At 43.6% G+C, this 18,281-nt stretch carries 21 protein-coding genes; 15 read left to right on the forward strand and 6 right to left on the reverse strand.

Annotated elements, in window-relative coordinates; translation table 11 throughout:
* Positions 1 to 26: 26 nt before the first annotated feature.
* The 7 genes from L3V30_RS15875 (at position 27) to def (ending at position 5,977) form a co-directional block, all read left to right on the forward strand.
* A complete protein-coding gene (locus L3V30_RS15875) occupies positions 27 to 1,373 on the forward strand; it encodes a magnesium transporter (RefSeq protein ID WP_167427452.1) in 1,347 nt (448 codons plus the stop codon).
* A 294-nt stretch (positions 1,374 to 1,667) separates the two neighbouring features.
* A complete protein-coding gene (locus L3V30_RS15880; protein ID WP_237309280.1) occupies positions 1,668 to 2,204 on the forward strand; it encodes an AAA family ATPase in 537 nt (178 codons plus the stop codon).
* Between the two features lie 113 nt (positions 2,205 to 2,317).
* Positions 2,318 to 3,763 carry an N-acylglucosamine 2-epimerase gene (locus L3V30_RS15885; protein WP_237309281.1) on the forward strand — a complete coding sequence of 482 codons (1,446 nt, stop codon included), beginning with the start codon at positions 2,318 to 2,320 and terminating at the stop codon, positions 3,761 to 3,763.
* Between the two features lie 100 nt (positions 3,764 to 3,863).
* On the forward strand, positions 3,864 to 4,115 hold the full coding sequence (locus L3V30_RS15890; RefSeq protein WP_005395194.1) for a DUF2999 family protein: 252 nt from the start codon (positions 3,864 to 3,866) through the stop codon (positions 4,113 to 4,115).
* A 314-nt stretch (positions 4,116 to 4,429) separates the two neighbouring features.
* Positions 4,430 to 4,759: a YceK/YidQ family lipoprotein gene (locus tag L3V30_RS15895; protein WP_005478428.1), complete on the forward strand. Its 330-nt coding sequence runs from the start codon at positions 4,430 to 4,432 to the stop codon at positions 4,757 to 4,759.
* A gap of 32 nt (positions 4,760 to 4,791) precedes the next feature.
* The gene (locus tag L3V30_RS15900; RefSeq protein WP_029817912.1) at positions 4,792 to 5,250 is read left to right on the forward strand and encodes an ABZJ_00895 family protein; all 459 of its coding nucleotides are present in this window, start codon (positions 4,792 to 4,794) and stop codon (positions 5,248 to 5,250) included.
* 220 nt (positions 5,251 to 5,470) lie between these two features.
* A complete protein-coding gene (gene def, locus L3V30_RS15905; protein WP_005395192.1) occupies positions 5,471 to 5,977 on the forward strand; it encodes a peptide deformylase in 507 nt (168 codons plus the stop codon).
* A gap of 64 nt (positions 5,978 to 6,041) precedes the next feature.
* Here def and L3V30_RS15910 read toward each other — a convergent pair whose 3' ends face one another.
* Positions 6,042 to 6,449, reverse strand: a complete 408-nt coding sequence (locus L3V30_RS15910) for a helix-turn-helix domain-containing protein (RefSeq protein ID WP_237309282.1) — start codon at positions 6,447 to 6,449, stop codon at positions 6,042 to 6,044.
* Positions 6,450 to 6,533: 84 nt separating this feature from the next.
* Here L3V30_RS15910 and L3V30_RS15915 point away from each other — a divergent pair, with 84 nt between their 5' ends.
* The 4 genes from L3V30_RS15915 (at position 6,534) to L3V30_RS15930 (ending at position 10,189) form a co-directional block, all read left to right on the forward strand.
* Positions 6,534 to 7,037, forward strand: a complete 504-nt coding sequence (locus tag L3V30_RS15915) for a DUF2938 domain-containing protein (protein ID WP_047008307.1) — start codon at positions 6,534 to 6,536, stop codon at positions 7,035 to 7,037.
* Positions 7,038 to 7,269: 232 nt separating this feature from the next.
* Positions 7,270 to 8,298 carry a phospholipase A gene (locus L3V30_RS15920; protein WP_006742284.1) on the forward strand — a complete coding sequence of 343 codons (1,029 nt, stop codon included), beginning with the start codon at positions 7,270 to 7,272 and terminating at the stop codon, positions 8,296 to 8,298.
* A gap of 94 nt (positions 8,299 to 8,392) precedes the next feature.
* Positions 8,393 to 8,851: a hypothetical protein gene (locus L3V30_RS15925; RefSeq protein WP_005395188.1), complete on the forward strand. Its 459-nt coding sequence runs from the start codon at positions 8,393 to 8,395 to the stop codon at positions 8,849 to 8,851.
* Between the two features lie 333 nt (positions 8,852 to 9,184).
* A complete protein-coding gene (locus L3V30_RS15930) occupies positions 9,185 to 10,189 on the forward strand; it encodes a metal-dependent hydrolase (protein ID WP_237309283.1) in 1,005 nt (334 codons plus the stop codon).
* A gap of 40 nt (positions 10,190 to 10,229) precedes the next feature.
* Here the strand turns inward: L3V30_RS15930 and L3V30_RS15935 are convergent, their stop codons facing one another.
* The 3 genes from L3V30_RS15935 to L3V30_RS15945 all read right to left on the reverse strand — a co-directional run bounded on the left by L3V30_RS15935 (position 10,230) and on the right by L3V30_RS15945 (position 13,666).
* Positions 10,230 to 10,622, reverse strand: coding sequence for a hypothetical protein (locus L3V30_RS15935; protein WP_104970657.1), 393 nt, complete (start codon positions 10,620 to 10,622; stop codon positions 10,230 to 10,232).
* Positions 10,623 to 11,123: 501 nt separating this feature from the next.
* A complete protein-coding gene (locus tag L3V30_RS15940; protein ID WP_237309284.1) occupies positions 11,124 to 12,884 on the reverse strand; it encodes an ABC transporter ATP-binding protein/permease in 1,761 nt (586 codons plus the stop codon).
* Positions 12,885 to 13,051: 167 nt separating this feature from the next.
* Positions 13,052 to 13,666, reverse strand: coding sequence for a 3'-5' exonuclease (locus L3V30_RS15945; protein WP_172605992.1), 615 nt, complete (start codon positions 13,664 to 13,666; stop codon positions 13,052 to 13,054).
* 356 nt (positions 13,667 to 14,022) lie between these two features.
* Between L3V30_RS15945 and L3V30_RS15950 the strand changes: the two genes are divergently transcribed.
* From L3V30_RS15950 to L3V30_RS15960, 3 genes are all read left to right on the forward strand, one after another.
* Positions 14,023 to 14,883, forward strand: coding sequence for an immunity 49 family protein (locus tag L3V30_RS15950; RefSeq protein ID WP_237309285.1), 861 nt, complete (start codon positions 14,023 to 14,025; stop codon positions 14,881 to 14,883).
* 194 nt (positions 14,884 to 15,077) lie between these two features.
* A complete protein-coding gene (locus tag L3V30_RS15955; protein WP_005376453.1) occupies positions 15,078 to 15,338 on the forward strand; it encodes a DUF5062 family protein in 261 nt (86 codons plus the stop codon).
* A 240-nt stretch (positions 15,339 to 15,578) separates the two neighbouring features.
* Positions 15,579 to 16,073, forward strand: coding sequence for a YcxB family protein (locus L3V30_RS15960; protein WP_182032825.1), 495 nt, complete (start codon positions 15,579 to 15,581; stop codon positions 16,071 to 16,073).
* A gap of 119 nt (positions 16,074 to 16,192) precedes the next feature.
* Here the strand turns inward: L3V30_RS15960 and L3V30_RS15965 are convergent, their stop codons facing one another.
* Both L3V30_RS15965 and L3V30_RS15970 read right to left on the reverse strand, forming a co-directional pair.
* On the reverse strand, positions 16,193 to 16,933 hold the full coding sequence (locus L3V30_RS15965) for a helix-turn-helix domain-containing protein (protein WP_237309286.1): 741 nt from the start codon (positions 16,931 to 16,933) through the stop codon (positions 16,193 to 16,195).
* A 105-nt stretch (positions 16,934 to 17,038) separates the two neighbouring features.
* A complete protein-coding gene (locus L3V30_RS15970) occupies positions 17,039 to 17,500 on the reverse strand; it encodes a carboxymuconolactone decarboxylase family protein (protein WP_025767811.1) in 462 nt (153 codons plus the stop codon).
* Between the two features lie 241 nt (positions 17,501 to 17,741).
* On the opposite strand from L3V30_RS15970, the gene L3V30_RS15975 reads away from it, so the two are divergent.
* Complete coding sequence (locus tag L3V30_RS15975; RefSeq protein ID WP_237309287.1) at positions 17,742 to 18,143, forward strand: VOC family protein; 402 nt, start codon at positions 17,742 to 17,744, stop codon at positions 18,141 to 18,143.
* Positions 18,144 to 18,281: the final 138 nt, after the last annotated feature.

The raw sequence follows: 18,281 nt of genomic DNA on the forward strand, positions 1-18,281 counted from the left end.
CGTGATGTCCAAGGAAATCGGTGACAATGATGATAGATTCCAGCCAATTACAAATTAATCGCAAAGTGCCTCATTTGCTTGCCGAGATCATTAAAGCGATAGAGTCGACCGAAGACCTCAGTTTTTTGAAAGACTATCAGGAAGCGCAAATCGCGAACATTTTGGAGTCGGTCAACATTGCTTATCGTAAACGCGTGATAGAAGCGGTGCCGCCAGAGAAGTACTGGACGGTATTAAATTTGCTGCGATACGACACCGCCAAGCACATTCATCAATCACTCAACAAAGAGCTGCAACATGAACGCTTAGCGTACATCACGGATTCGGAACTGATCATCTTTGCAGACTTTCTGCCGACCGAGTTTGTGGATGAGTACCTTATCGACCAAAGTGAAGAGTCGGTCGCGCACATTCAACAAGCGCTGTCGTATGAAGACAACAAAGTAGGACGATATGCCGAGCCGTATTTTTTGGTCGCGAATCCTAAAAACAGCGTAGGAGGCATCAAAAACGAGTTGTTAAAACGTGGACAAAGCCCGGTGCGATTGATCATTGTGCGCGATGTCGGAGGCGTTATTGGGACGATAGAACCTCAAACCCTGTTGCTGCATGAGAACCATACCAAACTCACAGACTTGACCGCAGTCACGCCAATTCTGGAAGATATCCAAACGATTCAAAGCGTCAGTAAACAGGTCTCGATTGATGGTGGCGCGCATTGGTTTCCTATCATGGCTGGTGGCAAAATTATGGGCGTTTTGTCGATGGCGACCATCGCGATTACCTTGCGTGAACTCAGCCTACAAGCTGTAGTGGCAGAAAACGTACGAAGCGAAGAAGATTTGTTCACACCATTAACTGTGGCGACAAGGCTAAGAGCACTTTGGTTGGTGATTAATTTGCTGACTGCCTTTGTTGCCTCTGCCATCATTGGTATTTTTGATAATGTGGTCGAGCAAGTCGTTGCGCTTGCGATCTTAATGCCTGTGGTGGCGAGTATGGGCGGCATCGCAGGTAGCCAAACCTTAGCGGTGGCCATTCGGGGTATCGCACTCAACCATTTGCACCAAAGTAACTTGAAGCTATTGGTGAATAAGGAATTAAAAATCGCCACCATTAATGGCTTGATCATGGGATTAGTCATCGCGGGTGTCGTCTACATGGTGTTTGACTCTTGGCCATTGGCGCTTATTATCTGTTGTGCAATTTTCCTCAATAGTTTGGCGGCCGCGGCATCTGGTACGTTGATACCATTCACGTTGAAGAAGTTTAACATTGACCCCGCCGTGGCTGGCTCGGTAGTATTGACGACCGTTACTGATGTCGTCGGTTTCTTTGCGTTCTTAGGCTTAGGTGCCATCTTCTTGATATAGAAAGCCAATTGACGCGTTAACCTGATGATCCAATCTCTCCATTTCCCAACCCAATATTTTGGGCAAGTTTGGTTCGCTCAAAATTCCTCCGTTTTTTATAAACGCTGAACACGCCGTTTAAACTTTCATTTCATCAATATTTTTCACTGATCATTTCTATCCCAAAGCTTTCCATTGCCGATCTCGCTTAACGCTGGCGTGCCAAATGCCATGCCAATTTCAAACGCCAGATGATGCCAATTTTCTTGGCTGTACACGCATTACTTCATTCAAACAAAAAATAAGGAAAAGATTTTGAACAAAATCATCGTATTCACTGGTGGCCCCGGCGCAGGAAAAACCTCGGTTATCGAACAACTAAAAACACAAGGCTTTATCTGCGCGCCAGAAACAGGTCGTCACGTGATACAAACGCAGGTTGCGAATCACGGTTCAGCATTACCTTGGAATGACAAACAAGCCTTTCGAGACGAAATGACAAAAGAAGAAGTGGGCAATTACCGAGCTTTCAATGTGCACCAAGCGGAGGTGTTTTTTGATCGCAGTATTGTGGATGTATATGGCTACAGCAAGTTGGAACAACTGCCAATCTCGCATGAGCTAATCACGCATTGCCAGACGCTTCGTTATCATTCTCAAGTGTTCATTTTTCCACCGTGGGCATCGATATTCAGTAACGATGAAGAGCGAAAACAAGATTTTTCTGAAGCGGTCGCCACGCATAAACAGATGGTCGATGCATACCACAAGTTCGGTTATCAATTGATCGAAGTGCCCAAAATGTCAGTCGAAGACAGAGTGGCGTTTATTCTCGACTCAGTCATCGAATAAGGCAGACAGATGAACAATGCAAACAAATGCGTAAGGCGATTGTGACCACGACGACAATATGCGTAAAGGGAGTTATTTATACTGGATAAAATTCAATAACTTAATTGAGCATTATGTCTTTTAAATATCTTACCTTATTGCTCGCAACGACGAGCATGAACAGCTTTGCTGATGTGGAGCTGCCTTCGGGGGATGATTGGTTAAACCATGTGACGAATGGCCTAGCCCCATATTGGATGATGGAAAGCGCGCATGGGCAACCTGCGGGGAATTTTCCGACATTTCGTTGTGATAACGGTGTCATTCTCGACCCACAAAAGCCGTGTGAAGAATTAAACAAAGGGTGGATTAGCCCGCACTTCGATCGCGAATACACACGCATGAAATCGCGCCAAACTTACGCTTATGGCGTGCTTTTTCATCTTACGGGTGACAAACAAGCATTAGAGCTGGCAAAGAAAGGGGCTTATTACCTGATTGATCATCTACAAGATGAGAAAAACGGCGGCTTCGTGAGCTTTACGCGTAGTGGAAAACCGGGGATGGAGTGGCAACAGCGAACTTCTCAAGACCAAGCTTACGCCTTGGTGGGCTTGGCGATGTACTACTACTTGACGCAAGATCCAAAGGTTGAACAAGCACTTATCGACCAGCAAGCGTTTATATTTAAACAATACCGACGAAGCGATGATCGCGGTCTGGCGTGGGTTTTGAAAGATGGTGATGGAGAAAGTGAGAAGCAGCAAGAGTTAGTCGCTCAACTTGACCAAATCAATGGCTACCTGTTGTTAACGGCGCCACTTTTACCAGAACCAGCGCAAGCCAAGTGGAAACAAGATCTGCAATGGCTGACGCAAGTGATGCTGGATAACTACCACTCCGACAAAGAGCAGCGCTTTTATGGCGCGATACACCACAAAGCGGTAATGATGCCAGATGCGAAACACAATGATTTTGGACACACCATCAAAGCGTATTGGATGACGTATCTCACTGGTCAGTTGTTGGAGAATTCCAATTGGACAGAATTTGGTTTCAAAGGCATGAAACACACGCTTAAACAAGCGCAATACCAGCAAAACTTTGAGCAAGTCAAAGCGCTCTTCTCGCCAGAATGGCAGAGTAAATGGACGCAAGAGAGCATTCCTGCTTGGCAATCAAGACCGCACAAGCATTACAGTTCGTCTTGGGAATGGGCAGAACTCGATCAAGCGGCGATGACGGTTTCTCTTGTTGATGGTTCGATGAAAGAAACGCTTCAATACACGTTACCCACCTTTATGGACGTGTGGGTGGATCATCAGTACGGAGGTGTTGGTCTGAATCCTAAATCAACCAAAGCGTTCCATTGGGGAAATGGTTACCACCAGTTTGAACATGCGTTGGTCGGGTATTTGTACGCGCAACAAATGGCAAAACAGCCTGCCAAGCTTTACTACGCGCGACCAGCCGAGAGTAAAATGCCACTTAATCCATATTACTTTAACGCGGATATAAAAGCGCTTTCGTCGCAAAGTGATGGAGTCACTACCGCAACGTTCACCAATATTCGACCATAACTTGGTCGATGGTGGAGTGGTGGTTAAAGTCTGCGTGCAAACTAACAAAACCCAATGGTAAACTGCGGGTCTGTTTTACATAGTATTTAAAGGTAATTTGATGAACCCGATTCTTGCGATGTTGAAAGAAAACAATATTAGCGACGAGCAAATCAACGAGCTATTTCAGGCGTTAACTCAAAACCCTCTGGCTGCAATGGCAACTATCAGCCAACTAGGTCTGCCACAAGATCAGCTTCAAGCGTTGATGGCGCAGGTAATGCAAAACCCTGTACTGATTAAAGAAGCAGTGGAAGAGCTAGGCCTAGACTTCTCCAAAGTAGTAGAAGCCAAAGCGAAGCTACAGCAGTAATCGAGTTTTCGATAAAAACAAAAGCCGCCAGAGCCAAATGGTTCTGGCGGCTTTTTTACATCAGATGAAAGGTACGCGACTCCAACGGGAAAACGAATAGGTTGAGCTTAACTTGGTGCTTGCATAAAAAATTAAGTGCGATTCTAGTCACGTCGCATGAACTCACGGGTGCTATTGGAAATAAATGAATTGTTTCTAATACATAGAACGTATTAACATGGTTGCACTAGGCCCATATGAGTAAATTCATTGAATATACAATTTGAGAGAGGGTTTAGTTTTAAAAAATAACAGTTAGTTGGAATCTAGGTTAAATGAAAATAAATATATTTAAAAAGCTACAAGTTGTATTTCTTGTGGTGTCAGCATCTTTAATGGTGGGGTGTTCGTCTATAGATGCGCATGCTGGTGGCGGATACGGAAAGCCGTTTTCAGGCACAGCGTTATCAGTCGCACGACAACCTTGCTATTTAAGAGCTGATATTACTTCCATCGCGTTATACCCACTATCATTGATTGACATTCCTTTGTCGTTAGCAACGGACGTTGTGTTTCTTCCTGTTGATTTAATCATGGTAGCTACACCAACAACGAGTTATGGCGGTGTTGTTTCTCTAGGTTGTCCAAGCGGAAGCATGATCTAAAACGCTTATTTTATTCAAATAAATGGAAGGAAATGAAAGTGGAATCGAAAAATAATTACTCAACAGAAAACAACGCTCCCTCGGTGCTCTTTGTTACGTCGCTTTTGTGTTTGGCATCGGTTTGTTTGGCCATACTGCTATTTATTATTGAGTACATTTCTGGCATGGAAATGAACGGTGTCGGCTTTCTTGGGACGTTAATACCAGCGATGAGTGTAGGATATTATTTTGGCTATAAAACAGGGAATATAATGCCTTCGACAACGAGATGGTATTCAGTGCTGCTTTGGAATTTATCGAGCTTAGTGGTGTTTTCTCTCATCTTAATGTTTTTGGGCATCTCTATATTTGAACTGATAGCGGAACTAGGCTGGTTCAGTATTATTATCGTTGTATTAACGTTAATAACCGTTTGTCTCGGGTACTTTATTTTCAAGAGTGGTGAAAAAATGGCGATTAAGGTTTTGCTAAAAGCGCAAAAGAGTGCGTAACTCACATATAACGAACGCTTAAAGATAGATACGTAAAAAAGACGCCAGCCATATCGTGCTGGCGTTATTGTTTTCTCTTTCTTTGTGCCTCTTTGGTATCTAGCAAAATCGAATGTTTTAGACGAAACGGTATTTCCACGAAAACTCAACCTGTTTATGTCTGCCCAAACGTGTGTATAATTCGCCGGAAATTACGATTTACAGATAACGAAAGGTAAGTATGGCAGTCCTCGAAATTCTCTCCATTCCAGACCCAAGACTTAAAGTAAAAGCAGAAAAAGTTACTGACGTATCGACAATACAAACGTTGATCGACGATATGCTAGAAACACTTTATGCAACGGGCAATGGCATCGGTTTAGCTTCAACCCAAGTTGGTAGAAAAGAGGCGGTTGTTGTCATCGATATCTCTGACGAACGCAATGATCCTTTAATCTTAGTCAACCCAGAAGTTGTGAGCGGAGAAAACAAAGCGCTTGGTCAAGAAGGGTGCCTATCTGTTCCCGAATACTACGCCGATGTAGAGCGTTACACATCAGTTGTTGTTTCTGCACTAGACCGTGATGGCAACCCGATTACAATCGAGAGTGATGAGTTCTTAGCGATTGTGATGCAGCACGAAATCGACCACTTATCTGGTAACTTGTTCATTGATTATCTTTCACCGCTAAAGCAAAAAATGGCGATGAAAAAAGTGAAGAAGTACGTAAAAGCGCAAGCTAAGTAATATGAAAGGAAGTAACTCACAACCGCGAGTTACTTCCTTTTACATCAAGAATAAGTAGAGTGCTTTATCGCGTTTTTTGGGGGACATAACGCTTCACGATCTTCATAAGCTTCTGAAATGAAGAACAGTCCATATGTGACTCATGAGGGCAGGTGGCAACATGGTTTAGGCTGTCTCGCACCGCTTTCAAACGTGTTATTTGCTCATCAATTTCAAGCGCCTTTTTCGCCAGTAAGTCACGATCAATGTATGGTTTTGAACCTTCTGAGTGATTCAACATTTCTGCCATTTCGTTAAGTGATATTCCAGCGATACGCCCCAAACTAATGATGTTGAGTTTATTGAGTACCTCTGGTGAATATTGACGTCTTAATCCATTCCTTCCTATCGAGCGAATTAACCCCAACTGTTCGTAGTATCTGAGCGTTGAGGTCGGCAATCCTGATTTTTTAACCACTTCTGCAATATCCATATTATTCCTCATTGACTTCAAGTTGGCTTTAAGTTGTAGCATGCAACTAAGACCTTAACAAATCAAAAACTTGAGGAGCGAAAAATGCTGTTTTTAATAGGATTACAAGCGGCGCTAATAGGGATTGGTGCGACTTTGATAATGGATTTATGGGCTTGGCTACAAAGGAGAGTGTTTGGTATTCCCTCACTAAACTATGCATTGGTTGCGCGCTGGGTTTTATATATGCCCAAAGGAAAGCTTATGCATGCGCCAATTATGGCAACAGACGCGATGTCGGGAGAAAAAGCACTCGGTTGGTTTTTGCACTATGCCATTGGTGTTGTTTTCGCTTTGGCTCACATTGCTGCTTTTGGGCATCATTGGTTGGTAGAGCCTAGTCTAGTGCCCGGCTTAGCCACCGGTGTGGTCACGTTGGTGTTCCCATTTTTTGTCATTCAACCTTGTCTAGGATTTGGTTTTGCTGCCAGTAAAACCCCAACACCTTGGAAAGCCCGTTTTCTTAGCACATTGGCGCATTTGGCTTACGGCTTGGGTTTATTCATAGCCGGGTTTGCAATCAAAGTGGCGAGCCAGTATTTTGCATAGGGAATATGAGCATCATGTAAACGAGTCTTTTTTGTTTTTATTTATGATGCTCAACTCTTGGTCGTTTTTGGCGCGTTGCTCATAGTGGGCCGATATGTTTGAGGTCTGTCGTATTTATCCAAGACGTAAAGTCGGCGAAAATTTAACATTGCCTTAACGCCAGAATGGCAAGCGGTTTACCAAGAAAAATTAAAATTATCTGGTTTGACATAAAGAATATTAAGGGTTTCAGATGGCTTCAAAAGTGGCAGGGATATCAATACTGAGCTTATTGGCAGCGCCAGTTGCGATGGGAGAAACAGCCAGTGCTTATGATTTATGTTTGCTAGACAAAATTAAGCAAAGCAAAGGTGAGGAAACCATAAAGAGCATTCGCGCGCAGTGTGAGCTCGATGCAGTAACAAGTACAGTGCCCGCTGATCCAGAAATTGAAGAACCTGAGGAGCTTCAGGAAAGCTTGGTCGACAAGCGTTTGGAGTCAGAACGAGAAAACGCCTTTGAACCATTTAGTTTGGTAGCGCATCGTGTTAACTACATCTTGCCGTTCACTTACAGTGATCGCGTAAATAAGCGTGCTTATGCGGATACTAAGTACGGGGATGAGTTGCGTAAGGAAGAAGCGGAGTTCCAAATTAGTTTTAAAGTGCCAATGAACTACGACGATTTGTTGTTTGATGGGGATGGTTTGTTCTTTGGTATGACGCTCAAGTCATTTTGGCAGGTGTATACAGGAGCAGCATCGCGTCCATTTCGTGAAACCAATTATCGTCCTGAGCTTTTTTATTATACCCCGACAGACTGGAAGCCACTTGATGGTTCGACTTGGTTAGGTTTTGGTATTGAGCATGAGTCGAATGGGCAGAGACAAGAGTTATCGCGCAGTTGGAATCGTGTTTACGCCAACTTAACCTTTGCGAAAGACAATTTTGCGGTTTCTCTTCAACCGTGGTGGCGTATACCTGAGGATGAAAAAACATCTCCGAATGATCCTAAAGGTGATGATAACCCGGATATCGAAGATTACATGGGGCACTTTGAGCTATCGAGTGCGTACAAATGGAATGGTTATGAGTTTACCTTCTTAGGCCGCCAGAACTTCCAAACGCATAAAGGCTTTGCCGAATTAGGGGTGTCATTTCCGATCTGGGGCAAACTTCAGGGATACGCACAGTACTCGACGGGGTATGGTAAGAGCTTGATTGACTATGATCATAATCAGCAGCGTATTGGTGTTGGTATTGCGATCAACGGTGTTCTGTAGTTTTTCGGTAGCTCAATAGAAATAAACGCTGGCAATTGAGATTTCAGTATTTAGAATGCGTGGCTGAAATTGATTTCCAACCTAGAGTGATTTTATGCTTCGTGATTACACCTTCGATTGTCTTGTAACCATGCCTCGTCATGAACTGGAAGAGTTTAGTGCTCGCATGATCAGTAAAATGGTGCCTGAAGACGTGATGAATGAGCTATTTACTTTCGATCAAGAAGAAGTGGATAGCGAAGACCGTATGTTGTCTGCACGTCTTGATGCCATGTTACGCATGACAGCAATCGCACTGAGTGAAATTCAACAAGCGTTTGATGACTCAGACAATGCGAAGCAAAATAGCGAGCGAATGACGCGACTGGTTCTTTGGCATTTCTATGCGATTTCATTCCATTTGGAAGAGGCGATCACGTTAGAAACACACTGTGCACTAGTGGAAAAGCTACTCGAAAATACACCTTCGGATGTTTTTGATTGGGTAAAAACATTGACGGAACTTCTGCACACTTACGCTGAAATCAACGCGAAAGAAAACCCTCAAGACTAAGGTTTTTGTCGTTAATCCTTCAGTAAACAAGGCGAGCCATCCGGTTCGCCTTGTTTTATTTTTGCATCTGTAAAATCCGCAGTTTTGTACTTTTGACGTACACCACAAGCCTCGCTTTAGGTTCGCTTCTCACTAGCGAATAGGGCGATTCCTTCTTACACTAAAATCAAAGTGTTTGTTTTCGAACACTTTAATGCGTCATTAAGGTGTGTCTTCCAATCCACTTAAATACGGATAATTTATGTCGGAGAACGTTCTGGTTTTTAAATTTGAGCCTATTTTGAAGCGTATATGCCTTCTATCTCGGCTACATTTTCGTTGCGGGCGTAAATAATGGACCCGTTAACGCAAGGTTTACTTGGCGCTGCTTTGCCACAGTCTGCAAGTAACAAGCGGCACATTGTGGCTGCTGGCGTGTTAGGCGTGGTTTCAGGGATGGCGCCGGATTTGGACGTACTTATCCGTTCATCAACTGACCCATTGCTGTTTTTGGAATATCACCGACACTTTACCCATTCATTGTTGTTTATCCCTTTTGGCAGCTTTCTCTGTGCTTTAGTGTTGTATCCGTTGTTTGCAAAAAGACGAGGGCTAAACTTCCGACAGAGTTGGTTTTATTGTGCCCTTGGTTATAGCACCCATGCGCTGTTAGATGCTTGCACCAGCTATGGGACTCAGCTTTTTTGGCCGATAAGCAACACACGCTATGCTTGGAACACAATCTCGGTTATCGACCCCGCTTTCACATTTCCTATTTTGATCCTGCTTTTCTTTACCGCACTGAAGCGAAATCGAAATTACGCGCGTGTCGCATTTCTATGGTCTCTGGCTTATCTGACTCTTGGGGTTATTCAACGAGATAGAGCAGAAGCGGCCGGGTGGAAAATCGTCCAAGAGCGACAGCACAGTGCTGTGCAGCTAAAAGCAAAACCAACCTTCGGCAATCTTTTGGTCTGGAAAGTGATTTATGAAACGGAAGATAACTACTATGTGGATGCGGTAAGAGTGGGGCGTTCAATAAAAATCTACCCAGGCGAATCCACACCAAAGCTCAATGTGAAGACTCAATTTCCATGGCTCGATCCGCAATCGCAGCAAGCGAAAGACATCGAACGTTTCCGTTGGTTTTCAAATGGTTTTGTAGCGCAAGACCCGAATAACGAAATGCGAATTGTTGACGTGCGTTACTCCATCGTTCCAAACCAAATTAACGCGCTGTGGGGCATCAATTTATCACCCAAAGCTAGCCCGAACGAGCATGTTGAATACACTGCTCATCGAGGTAGTACAACGGAAGACCGCCAAACTTTTCTCAATATGCTTACAGATTTTGAGTGATGGTTTTACTTTGGATACCGATGCGGTGCCGTAATAACTATTACGCGGACTGAAAGTCCTTCACTAGGGTCGGCTTGCTGGCGAAGAAAATTTTGCCAAACAGAGACTTATACTTCCATCCAAGAGACAAAAGTCGTTTTGCTAAGCTTTTGTTTTCAATGATAGCGACTTCAACGCCTTGGTAATGGTATGGATTGCTTTTAATGTAGTCGATAAATGCAGTAAGCACGCCTTGCCCACGAACGGAGGGCGCAAAGTTGACTGCAACAATGGAAAAGCGCTGACTGCCAACAGGGCAACGGACAAAGCAGTGTCCAAGCGGATGAGTGATGGTCTCGGAAAACTCAGGAAACGCGCGAGACTCTAGCTCTTGAGAAAGCGCATCGTATTGCTGACATAAATGATAAAAAAGTTGTTTCGCTTCACTGTTCATCTCGGTGCCACTTACTTTTAATTTGGTTTAAAGGCATTGATTTCACAAATATTGTAACCATAGTCAGCAAGACAAAACGCGGTGAACTTTTACAGTGGTGATTTCCTATTTTTGAAAGCTAACTTGTTACAAATGAAGTTGATTGGATTTTATATGGTACGTGGGGAGGAGTGTTTCTAGTTGAAGGGAGAATACGCTGGTTACTGGATTCTTACCTGAGTTCCTGTATTAAAACGAGAACCACTTGGTTTAATGCCGCTCGTTTAACTACGAGTGGCATCTTTTTATATTTCGTCATCTTGTACAGCGACGAAGGTGCGTGATATAGGATCTTCTATCCTAGCTCTTTATGGTCAAAATTGTCTCTTTAACCACTCAGCACGTTGCTATTAGATTCCTAGTCTCGCCAAAGCTCGCTGGAATGACACAAAAACATCGTTAAGCTGTTGGCATTAAATCACTTGGTCCGTTTTTGCTTATTCTTGAGGGCTTAACTAGGCGTTACTCTAAGTGCTTAAATTGCAATGCCACAAGTCGCTGATACAACTCACAGCTTTGCATTAATGATTGGTGGTTACCAACATCGACTAACTCGCCATTGTCGAGCACCGCAATTTTATCCGCATGCTGGATAGTTGAAAGACGATGAGCAATGATCAGCGTTGTGCGTCCTTTCATCAGTGCTTCAAGTGCTTGCTGAACGTGATGTTCACTTTCGCTATCAAGGGCGCTGGTAGCTTCGTCTAGCAGTAAGATTTTTGGATCTTTTAGAATTGCACGAGCAATCGCAATACGCTGCTTTTGTCCGCCCGATAGCCTAACGCCGCGCTCGCCTAAAAAGCTGTGATAGCCTTCGGGAAGCTTCCCAATAAACTCATGGGCATGGGCTTTTTTCGCAGCCTCGACGACTTGTTCATCCGTTGCTTCAGGATTACCGTAGCGAATATTATGGAAAACATCATGGCTAAACAGCGCTGGCTGTTGTGGTACGAGTGCCATTTGGCGTCGAAGCTCGTTTGGATCGAACTGTCGAATATCTTCACCACCAAACAACACTTGCCCTTTTTGCGGATCATAAAAGCGTTGCAGCAGTTCGAATAGTGTTGTTTTACCTGCACCAGAAGGGCCGACCAACGCCAACACTTTTCCTTGTTCAGCGGTTAGATTTAACTCTTTGATAGCTGGTTGATTTGGGCGAGAAGGGTAGTTGAAACTCACCGATTTAAAGTTAACCTCAGCAGGCATGTCGGGACGGATAGGCAAATGGTTGCTTGGCGCTTTGATATCGCTGTCTACTTGAAGGATCTCAATCAGCCGTTCGGTAGCGCCTGCGGCTCTTTGCAGTTCACCCATCACTTCAGAAATGGTTGCAGTTGATGAGGCAACCATAATGGCATAAAACACAAACGCTGCTAGGTCTCCCGCAGACATCTTTCCGTGAATCACATCGCTGCCGCCAACCCAAAGCATGCCTGCAATCGCGCTGAACACAATCACAATAACGCCAGAGATTAGGATCGCGCGCTGTTTTACTCTCTGTCTGCCCACTTCATACGCTTTTTCCACCTCGACAGCGAAAGCCGCTCGTTCGTACGGTTCTGAGCTAAAACTTTGCACGGTTTTAATATGTTCTATCGCTTCACCTGCGTAGCTGCCGACATCGGCCATTGAGTCCTGACTTTGGCGAGAGAGCGCACGCACGCGTCGTCCATAAAACAAAATCGGAACGAGAACCAAAGGCACAGAAGCAAGCACAATCAGCGTGAGCTTAACGTTGGTAGCGAATAACATAATGATGGCACCAAAGCACATCAAAGCGCTACGCATCGCCATTGAGAACGATGAACCGATAATGCTTTGCAGCAACGTGGTATCGGTAGTCAGGCGCGACATAATATCGCCGCTACTGTTGGTCTCAAAATAGCTCGGATGCAGCGTAATCACATGGTTAAACACTGAAAGGCGAATATCCGCACTGACGCGCTCACCTACGGAAGAGACAAGGTAAAAGCGAAAGAAGGTCCCAATGGCAATACACAATGTGACACCGACAATAAACTGAATCGCATTGGTAAGCTCTTGCAATGATTGCTGAGCAAAGCCTTGGTCGATAAGAATACGTACTCCATAGCCAACGGATAACGTCAAACTTGCCGTCGCGACAAGGGCAACCAAAGCCGCCGCAACCCGCCATTTATAAGGTGCAATAAAGGTGTTGAGTTTAAGAAGAATGCTGAGATTTTTGTTATTTTTTCGGCTCATGAGTGACTCACAAAGCGTTTTAGGTACCTGGCATAGTAAGCCAGTTTGGTTGGTGAGACCAGCGAACTGCCGCATTCAGATTAGGAAGTTCACTGGGATAGCCAATATCGCATCGAAAATCACTTAAACGTCTAAGAGACGAGAATCAGCTTTTAGCTAGGAGGGGGTTAAGCACGGCTTTTGGCGAGTAGTTGGTCGACTTTTCCTTTTGCTGTTTTACTAACCGTTTGCATCAACTGAAAACTTGGCTTAACGATACCTGAGTTTTCTATCCCTTCGACCATTAAGAGCCAAAGCTTGGCCGTCATTTGCGCATCGGCTAGTGCACGGTGGAAAACACCGTCGTTGTCGATATTTTTATAGCGAACAAGTTCACCTAGCTTGTGTGATGGGGCATCTTGAATGAGCCGTCTTGCTACCAGTAAGGAGCAAGCAAACTCACCCGAATAACCACAGTTGATTCGCTCGAGCTCTGCATCTAAAAATCGTTTATCGAATGAAGCGTTATGAGCGATAAGGTTCTCGCCAGCTATGAACTCACTAAATGATGCCATGACCTCTTCGCAGCTTGGTGCCGATCGCAACATATTGTTGGTAATACCGGTGTAGTTCTCAATGAAAGAACTCACTCTGAAGCCGGGATTCATGAGTTGCTGAAAACTATCGACAACCTCGCCATCGACTAACTTTACTGCACCAATTTCTATTGCGCGATCACCTAAAGTAGGAGAGAGACCTGTGGTTTCAAAGTCGAGTACGACCACAGAGTTTGCTTGAGGCATAAAATTTTCCAGCTGAGTAATATTGCGCAAGAGTATTATCGAAAGCGACAGAAAAAGAAAGGCGAACACAATGGTGAATATCTGTCTATCTTTACTCCACAAAGTCAGTTTTCGTCGTCCACTGTTTATGGACAGGTACGTTCTGGCTTACCCATCGCGGCTTGTGCGGTAGCCTTATATTTCAAATGTTTCTCGGCTTTTCGATTCATTTCAATTAAGCATTAACTTTCGATACAGCATACTGATTATAAATTGATTTTATAAATCAACTTCGGCATCATTCGCGGCTTGATTTTGAAGATGAATATCATCACGGCAAAAAATTAGAACAACTTATAATGCGAGGCTAGGGAACGATGGAACAAATGAAAAATCACTATTTAGAGATACCTGAAGAAAGAAAATTGCGTATTTTTCGTGAAGAAGATGAAGATTTCTACAGCTTCTGGGAAAGAATGCTTGATGAAAAACAATCTTTTTATCAGCAACCTCTTAAAAGAATGAAAGGCGATGCTTGGGATTCGCTTCAGGCATTTTTTACTGCTTCAAAATATGGACAACATCAGGCCTCGCCAGCTTATATAAAAAGAGCGCTTGAGTTACTGAATAACGTATACTTACTGGCCAATCATTCAGACCAAGTTGTTGAATTCTCCGTTGGGCACCGACATTTTTCGGAAGTGGGTAACCGTTCTGTTGCAGGAGGAACAATGGATGCTTGGTTGGATGAAATCTATTTAGCGATGGCTGCGAGAGATTGGCGCTGCGTAGAGCTGATGACCATCATGGATGAGTCATTAGTGTCTATAAAGACGCCGTTTAATGTTGCGCTGGTCGAATTCGTTAGCGGTGTATTTGGCAATTCATCAGCGTTGCCTGAGCTATTGCAAACTGTGATGGAGAAATCCTCCCCGCAATACTTAGAGTCAACCAGAGTGCCATATGTCCATTCTTTGTTTATTCCATTTGTGAATGTGTTTGTTGCCATTATCGATGGCGATGAGGAACGCTATCAAAAAGCACTAAGAGATGCGTTAGAGGCGCATTACCAGTTCTACATGAATGAAGATGTTCGTTATTCGCCAAAAGGGAATGTTTCTTTGAAACTGATTGGTCTTGCTGCATTGGCATACGATAAGTATGGCTGGACAATTCCAGAAACCGCATATTTGCCGAAATGGCTCGTTTACGGTGAACATGATCTTTGTTCTAAATAAATCATTCGGAGTCTGCGCCCAAGCCCATTCGGATGTTCTGCACGGAAGCATACACAGAAAACATGCCGCGAAAAGGTTGTTTTTTAATCGACCACTCGGTAGTAAGGCATAAACTTATCAATATGCGAGCTTACTAACACGCCATACGTGACACTTCATGTATTCTTAATTGAAGCGAAGAAGAGGATTTATCAATGTCAAAAAGCTCCAAGCTTCACAATGAAGACAAACTGGTTAAGAAGGCACTAGAGATTGGTGGGAAGATGGCGAAACTACAAGGCTTTGACCTTCCACAGTCACCACAACCTCTGAGAGTAAAAGCGATTTACCTATTCTTGGTCGATGCAAAACAGATAACGCCACTACCGGAAAGTAAGCTAGACGGCGCAAGCATCAAGCACCGACTGGCAGTATGGATACACAGTGCATTGCCAGACAACGACCCTCTAAAGTAGAAAACTCAAGAAGTCACATAGGTCGTTACTTAACACAGGCCATTAATTAACAAGGCGAGCCAAATGGTTCGCCTTGTTTGATCTTGGCAAGTGCAAAAAGGTCTCCTCGAGTTTCGGTATCATTGATTTACAAAACAGAATCAAAAGGACTAAAGATAAGTCCCAAGAAGCGCTACAATGCACGCGTTGCGAGAGTGCAACCAAGAATACTCATTTACAGAAGCCTTGAAGTAACCATACATGTCTAAAGATTTCGAATTCACTACAGAATACATACTCGACAAACCTTTCTTTGCTGAGTGTTATGATCAAACTAGCCAGCCAACGAAGTTTCCACAGGCGTACCTAAAAGGGATACTGTTTCTTATCTTTGGTGTGGTCTTATTAGAGTTTGAACTGCTACCTAACGGTTACGTAGGTTGGTTCTTTATCGTATTGAGTGTGATTGAAGCGTGCAGCGTTTATTTCAAAAGAACTTGGTGGCTGTGGCGTCAAACCATCAGCTCAAGTCGCGGCAGTAAAGTGGCTTTTGAAGTGAATGCAGATGGCGTGCGCTACAAAAGTGGTAAAGTTGACCGCAGCCTCGCTTGGAATGATATCGACCAACTCGAACAAACTGATTTGGGCTTTATCCTTCACCTTGGTAAACAACGCCAATACATCAGCAAATCTTGCTTAAACGAAGAAGTGATCGCGTTTATGGTAGAGCAGCACGCGGCATCAAAAGCGAGCTAACAAATTCACATCAAGCTGGAGTGAGCGATCTAAAAAGTAGGTGATATATGATCGAACATCATAACAAGTGCTTGGTTGATTCTGAATCAACTGGGTTTGATGTACAAAACTAATAGGGTTTAGAGATTTCTCTTTCGGACAAACTGCTTCGGTGTCATGCGCGCAATCTGCTTACACTCTCTAGTCATGTGTGCTTGATCGGAAAAACCTTGCTCCAGCGCCAACTCCGATAAAGTAAGATCGGGTTGCGCTCGGAGTTGCTCTAAAGTGTGCTTCACTCGTTTAATGCGTTGGTAATGTTTAGGAGTAATCCCCAACCATTTCTGAAAATTGCGCTCTCTCTGGCGCTGACTGATGGTCCCTGTAGGTTGGTCAATAATGTGGCCGACGTACTGCGGTTCATATTCCTCAATCAGTGTTTGAACCCAGCGATATAACGTAGAAATCCTTGCAGATGACGAACGCGCTGTTTGCAGAGACTCAAATGTTGCTAGCGCAGAAGAAGCCAAAGGGTGGTCGTCTTGAATCCGCAATAGCTGTTCTAGACGTTTACCAAATAGTTGATAACCAACAGCAGGATGAAAGCGTACGCCAGTCATCACCGCGCCTGGCGGTAGGCAGACTTGATGTGCCAGAATGCTCACAGGTAGTAGGACAACCCCTGGCGTTTGCCACTCACCATCCATTTGTACTTCATTCTGTAAAATGAATACCACACCTGTACCAGCATCACTGAGTAATTGTTTACGTACGGTTTGCGTCGTATCAGTTTTGACGGATGCTGACCAAATGGCTTGAACATAGCCAGCTAAAGCCTTTTGAGGTTTTAAAATATCAAATTCTAAGTTCAAATGAATCATCCTATTTAACCTCAACTTAAAATGAGATAGTGATACACATGTACTTTTCATCATATTAAGTTGAGGTATAAGCAGTGACTTATAAGTAAAAACTGTCAGATAGAATTATCTAGGCTTATAGTCTCCAACCTTTGGCTTAAATGCCTTAACTATTCGGTTCCAACTATTGATCGCGTTGATCGCAATTGTTAGGTTGACCATAGCTTCTTCTCCGAAGGTATTCAAGGTCAGCTGATAGGTATCATCATCTACTGGTAGGCCAGCAGTTAGTAATTCAGCCCAGCCTAGTGCAACGTGTTCTGCATCGCTGTAGAATGGCATATCTCTCCATGCACTAAGCCCCCATATGCGTTCCGGCTTTTCACCTAACTTAAGCGCATCTTTACTATGCATGTCGATACAAAATGCACATTGATTGATTTGCGATATGCGTAACTTAACCAGTTCCCATATGATCATGTTCATGGTTTCTGATTGGCTAAATTGTTCATGGAAGTAAGCTTCCTGAGCGTACAGGATTTCTATTGCCTTTGGTGCTACTTCAATATAGTTGAGTCGTTTTTTCATGGTCATTCTCCTCTGTTTTTCACATAATAAAAAACGCTCTTAGCAAAAGATTGAAGATTTTCGACATGCACTCAATAAAGTTAGATAAATGAGTGAACGACAAAAGCGAAAAAGGACGCCTATTTGATACTATGCGTAAACATTCGTATTGTGTGCCTTACACTTTTGCAAGGCGTTATGTGCTTTCTAGAAAAGCCTCAAAATAGCTTACAATTAGCGTTTTGACATAGCGGAAATCATCATGTCCAAAACTGTTCAGCAGCAAATCGGAAACATTGCTCTAGTCGTTGAAAATTACGACGATGCTATCGAATTTTATACTCAAAAACTTCAATTCACCCTGGTTGAAGATACCAACCTAGGAGGTGGTAAACGCTGGGTTCAAGTTTCTCCTCCAAACTCCAATGGTACAAACCTACTTTTAGCTCAAGCGAGTACACCGGGGCAAACGCATGCAGTAGGAAATCAAACGGGTGGTCGTGTTTTCCTCTTCCTGCAAACTAATGATTTCTGGCGTGACTACGAGTTGATGAAGAAAAATGGTGTTGTATTTAATGAAGAGCCTCGTGTGGAAGAATACGGGACAGTGGTGGTGTTCCAAGATCTCTATGGTAATAAATGGGACTTACTGCAACTGAACTGAGAAACTACACATTACCTGCATAACATAGTGTTCATGAGGAGTTTCCAACAAGCTTTTAAGGTTCTGAGATATTAGTGCTAATTCAAAGGTTCTCAGAAGTCACAATATTTCTAAATCACTTTTGTGCAAACAATAACT

Origin of the sequence: Vibrio sp. A1-1, assembly GCF_021728175.1 — a bacterium.
Classification (GTDB): domain Bacteria; phylum Pseudomonadota; class Gammaproteobacteria; order Enterobacterales; family Vibrionaceae; genus Vibrio; species Vibrio diabolicus.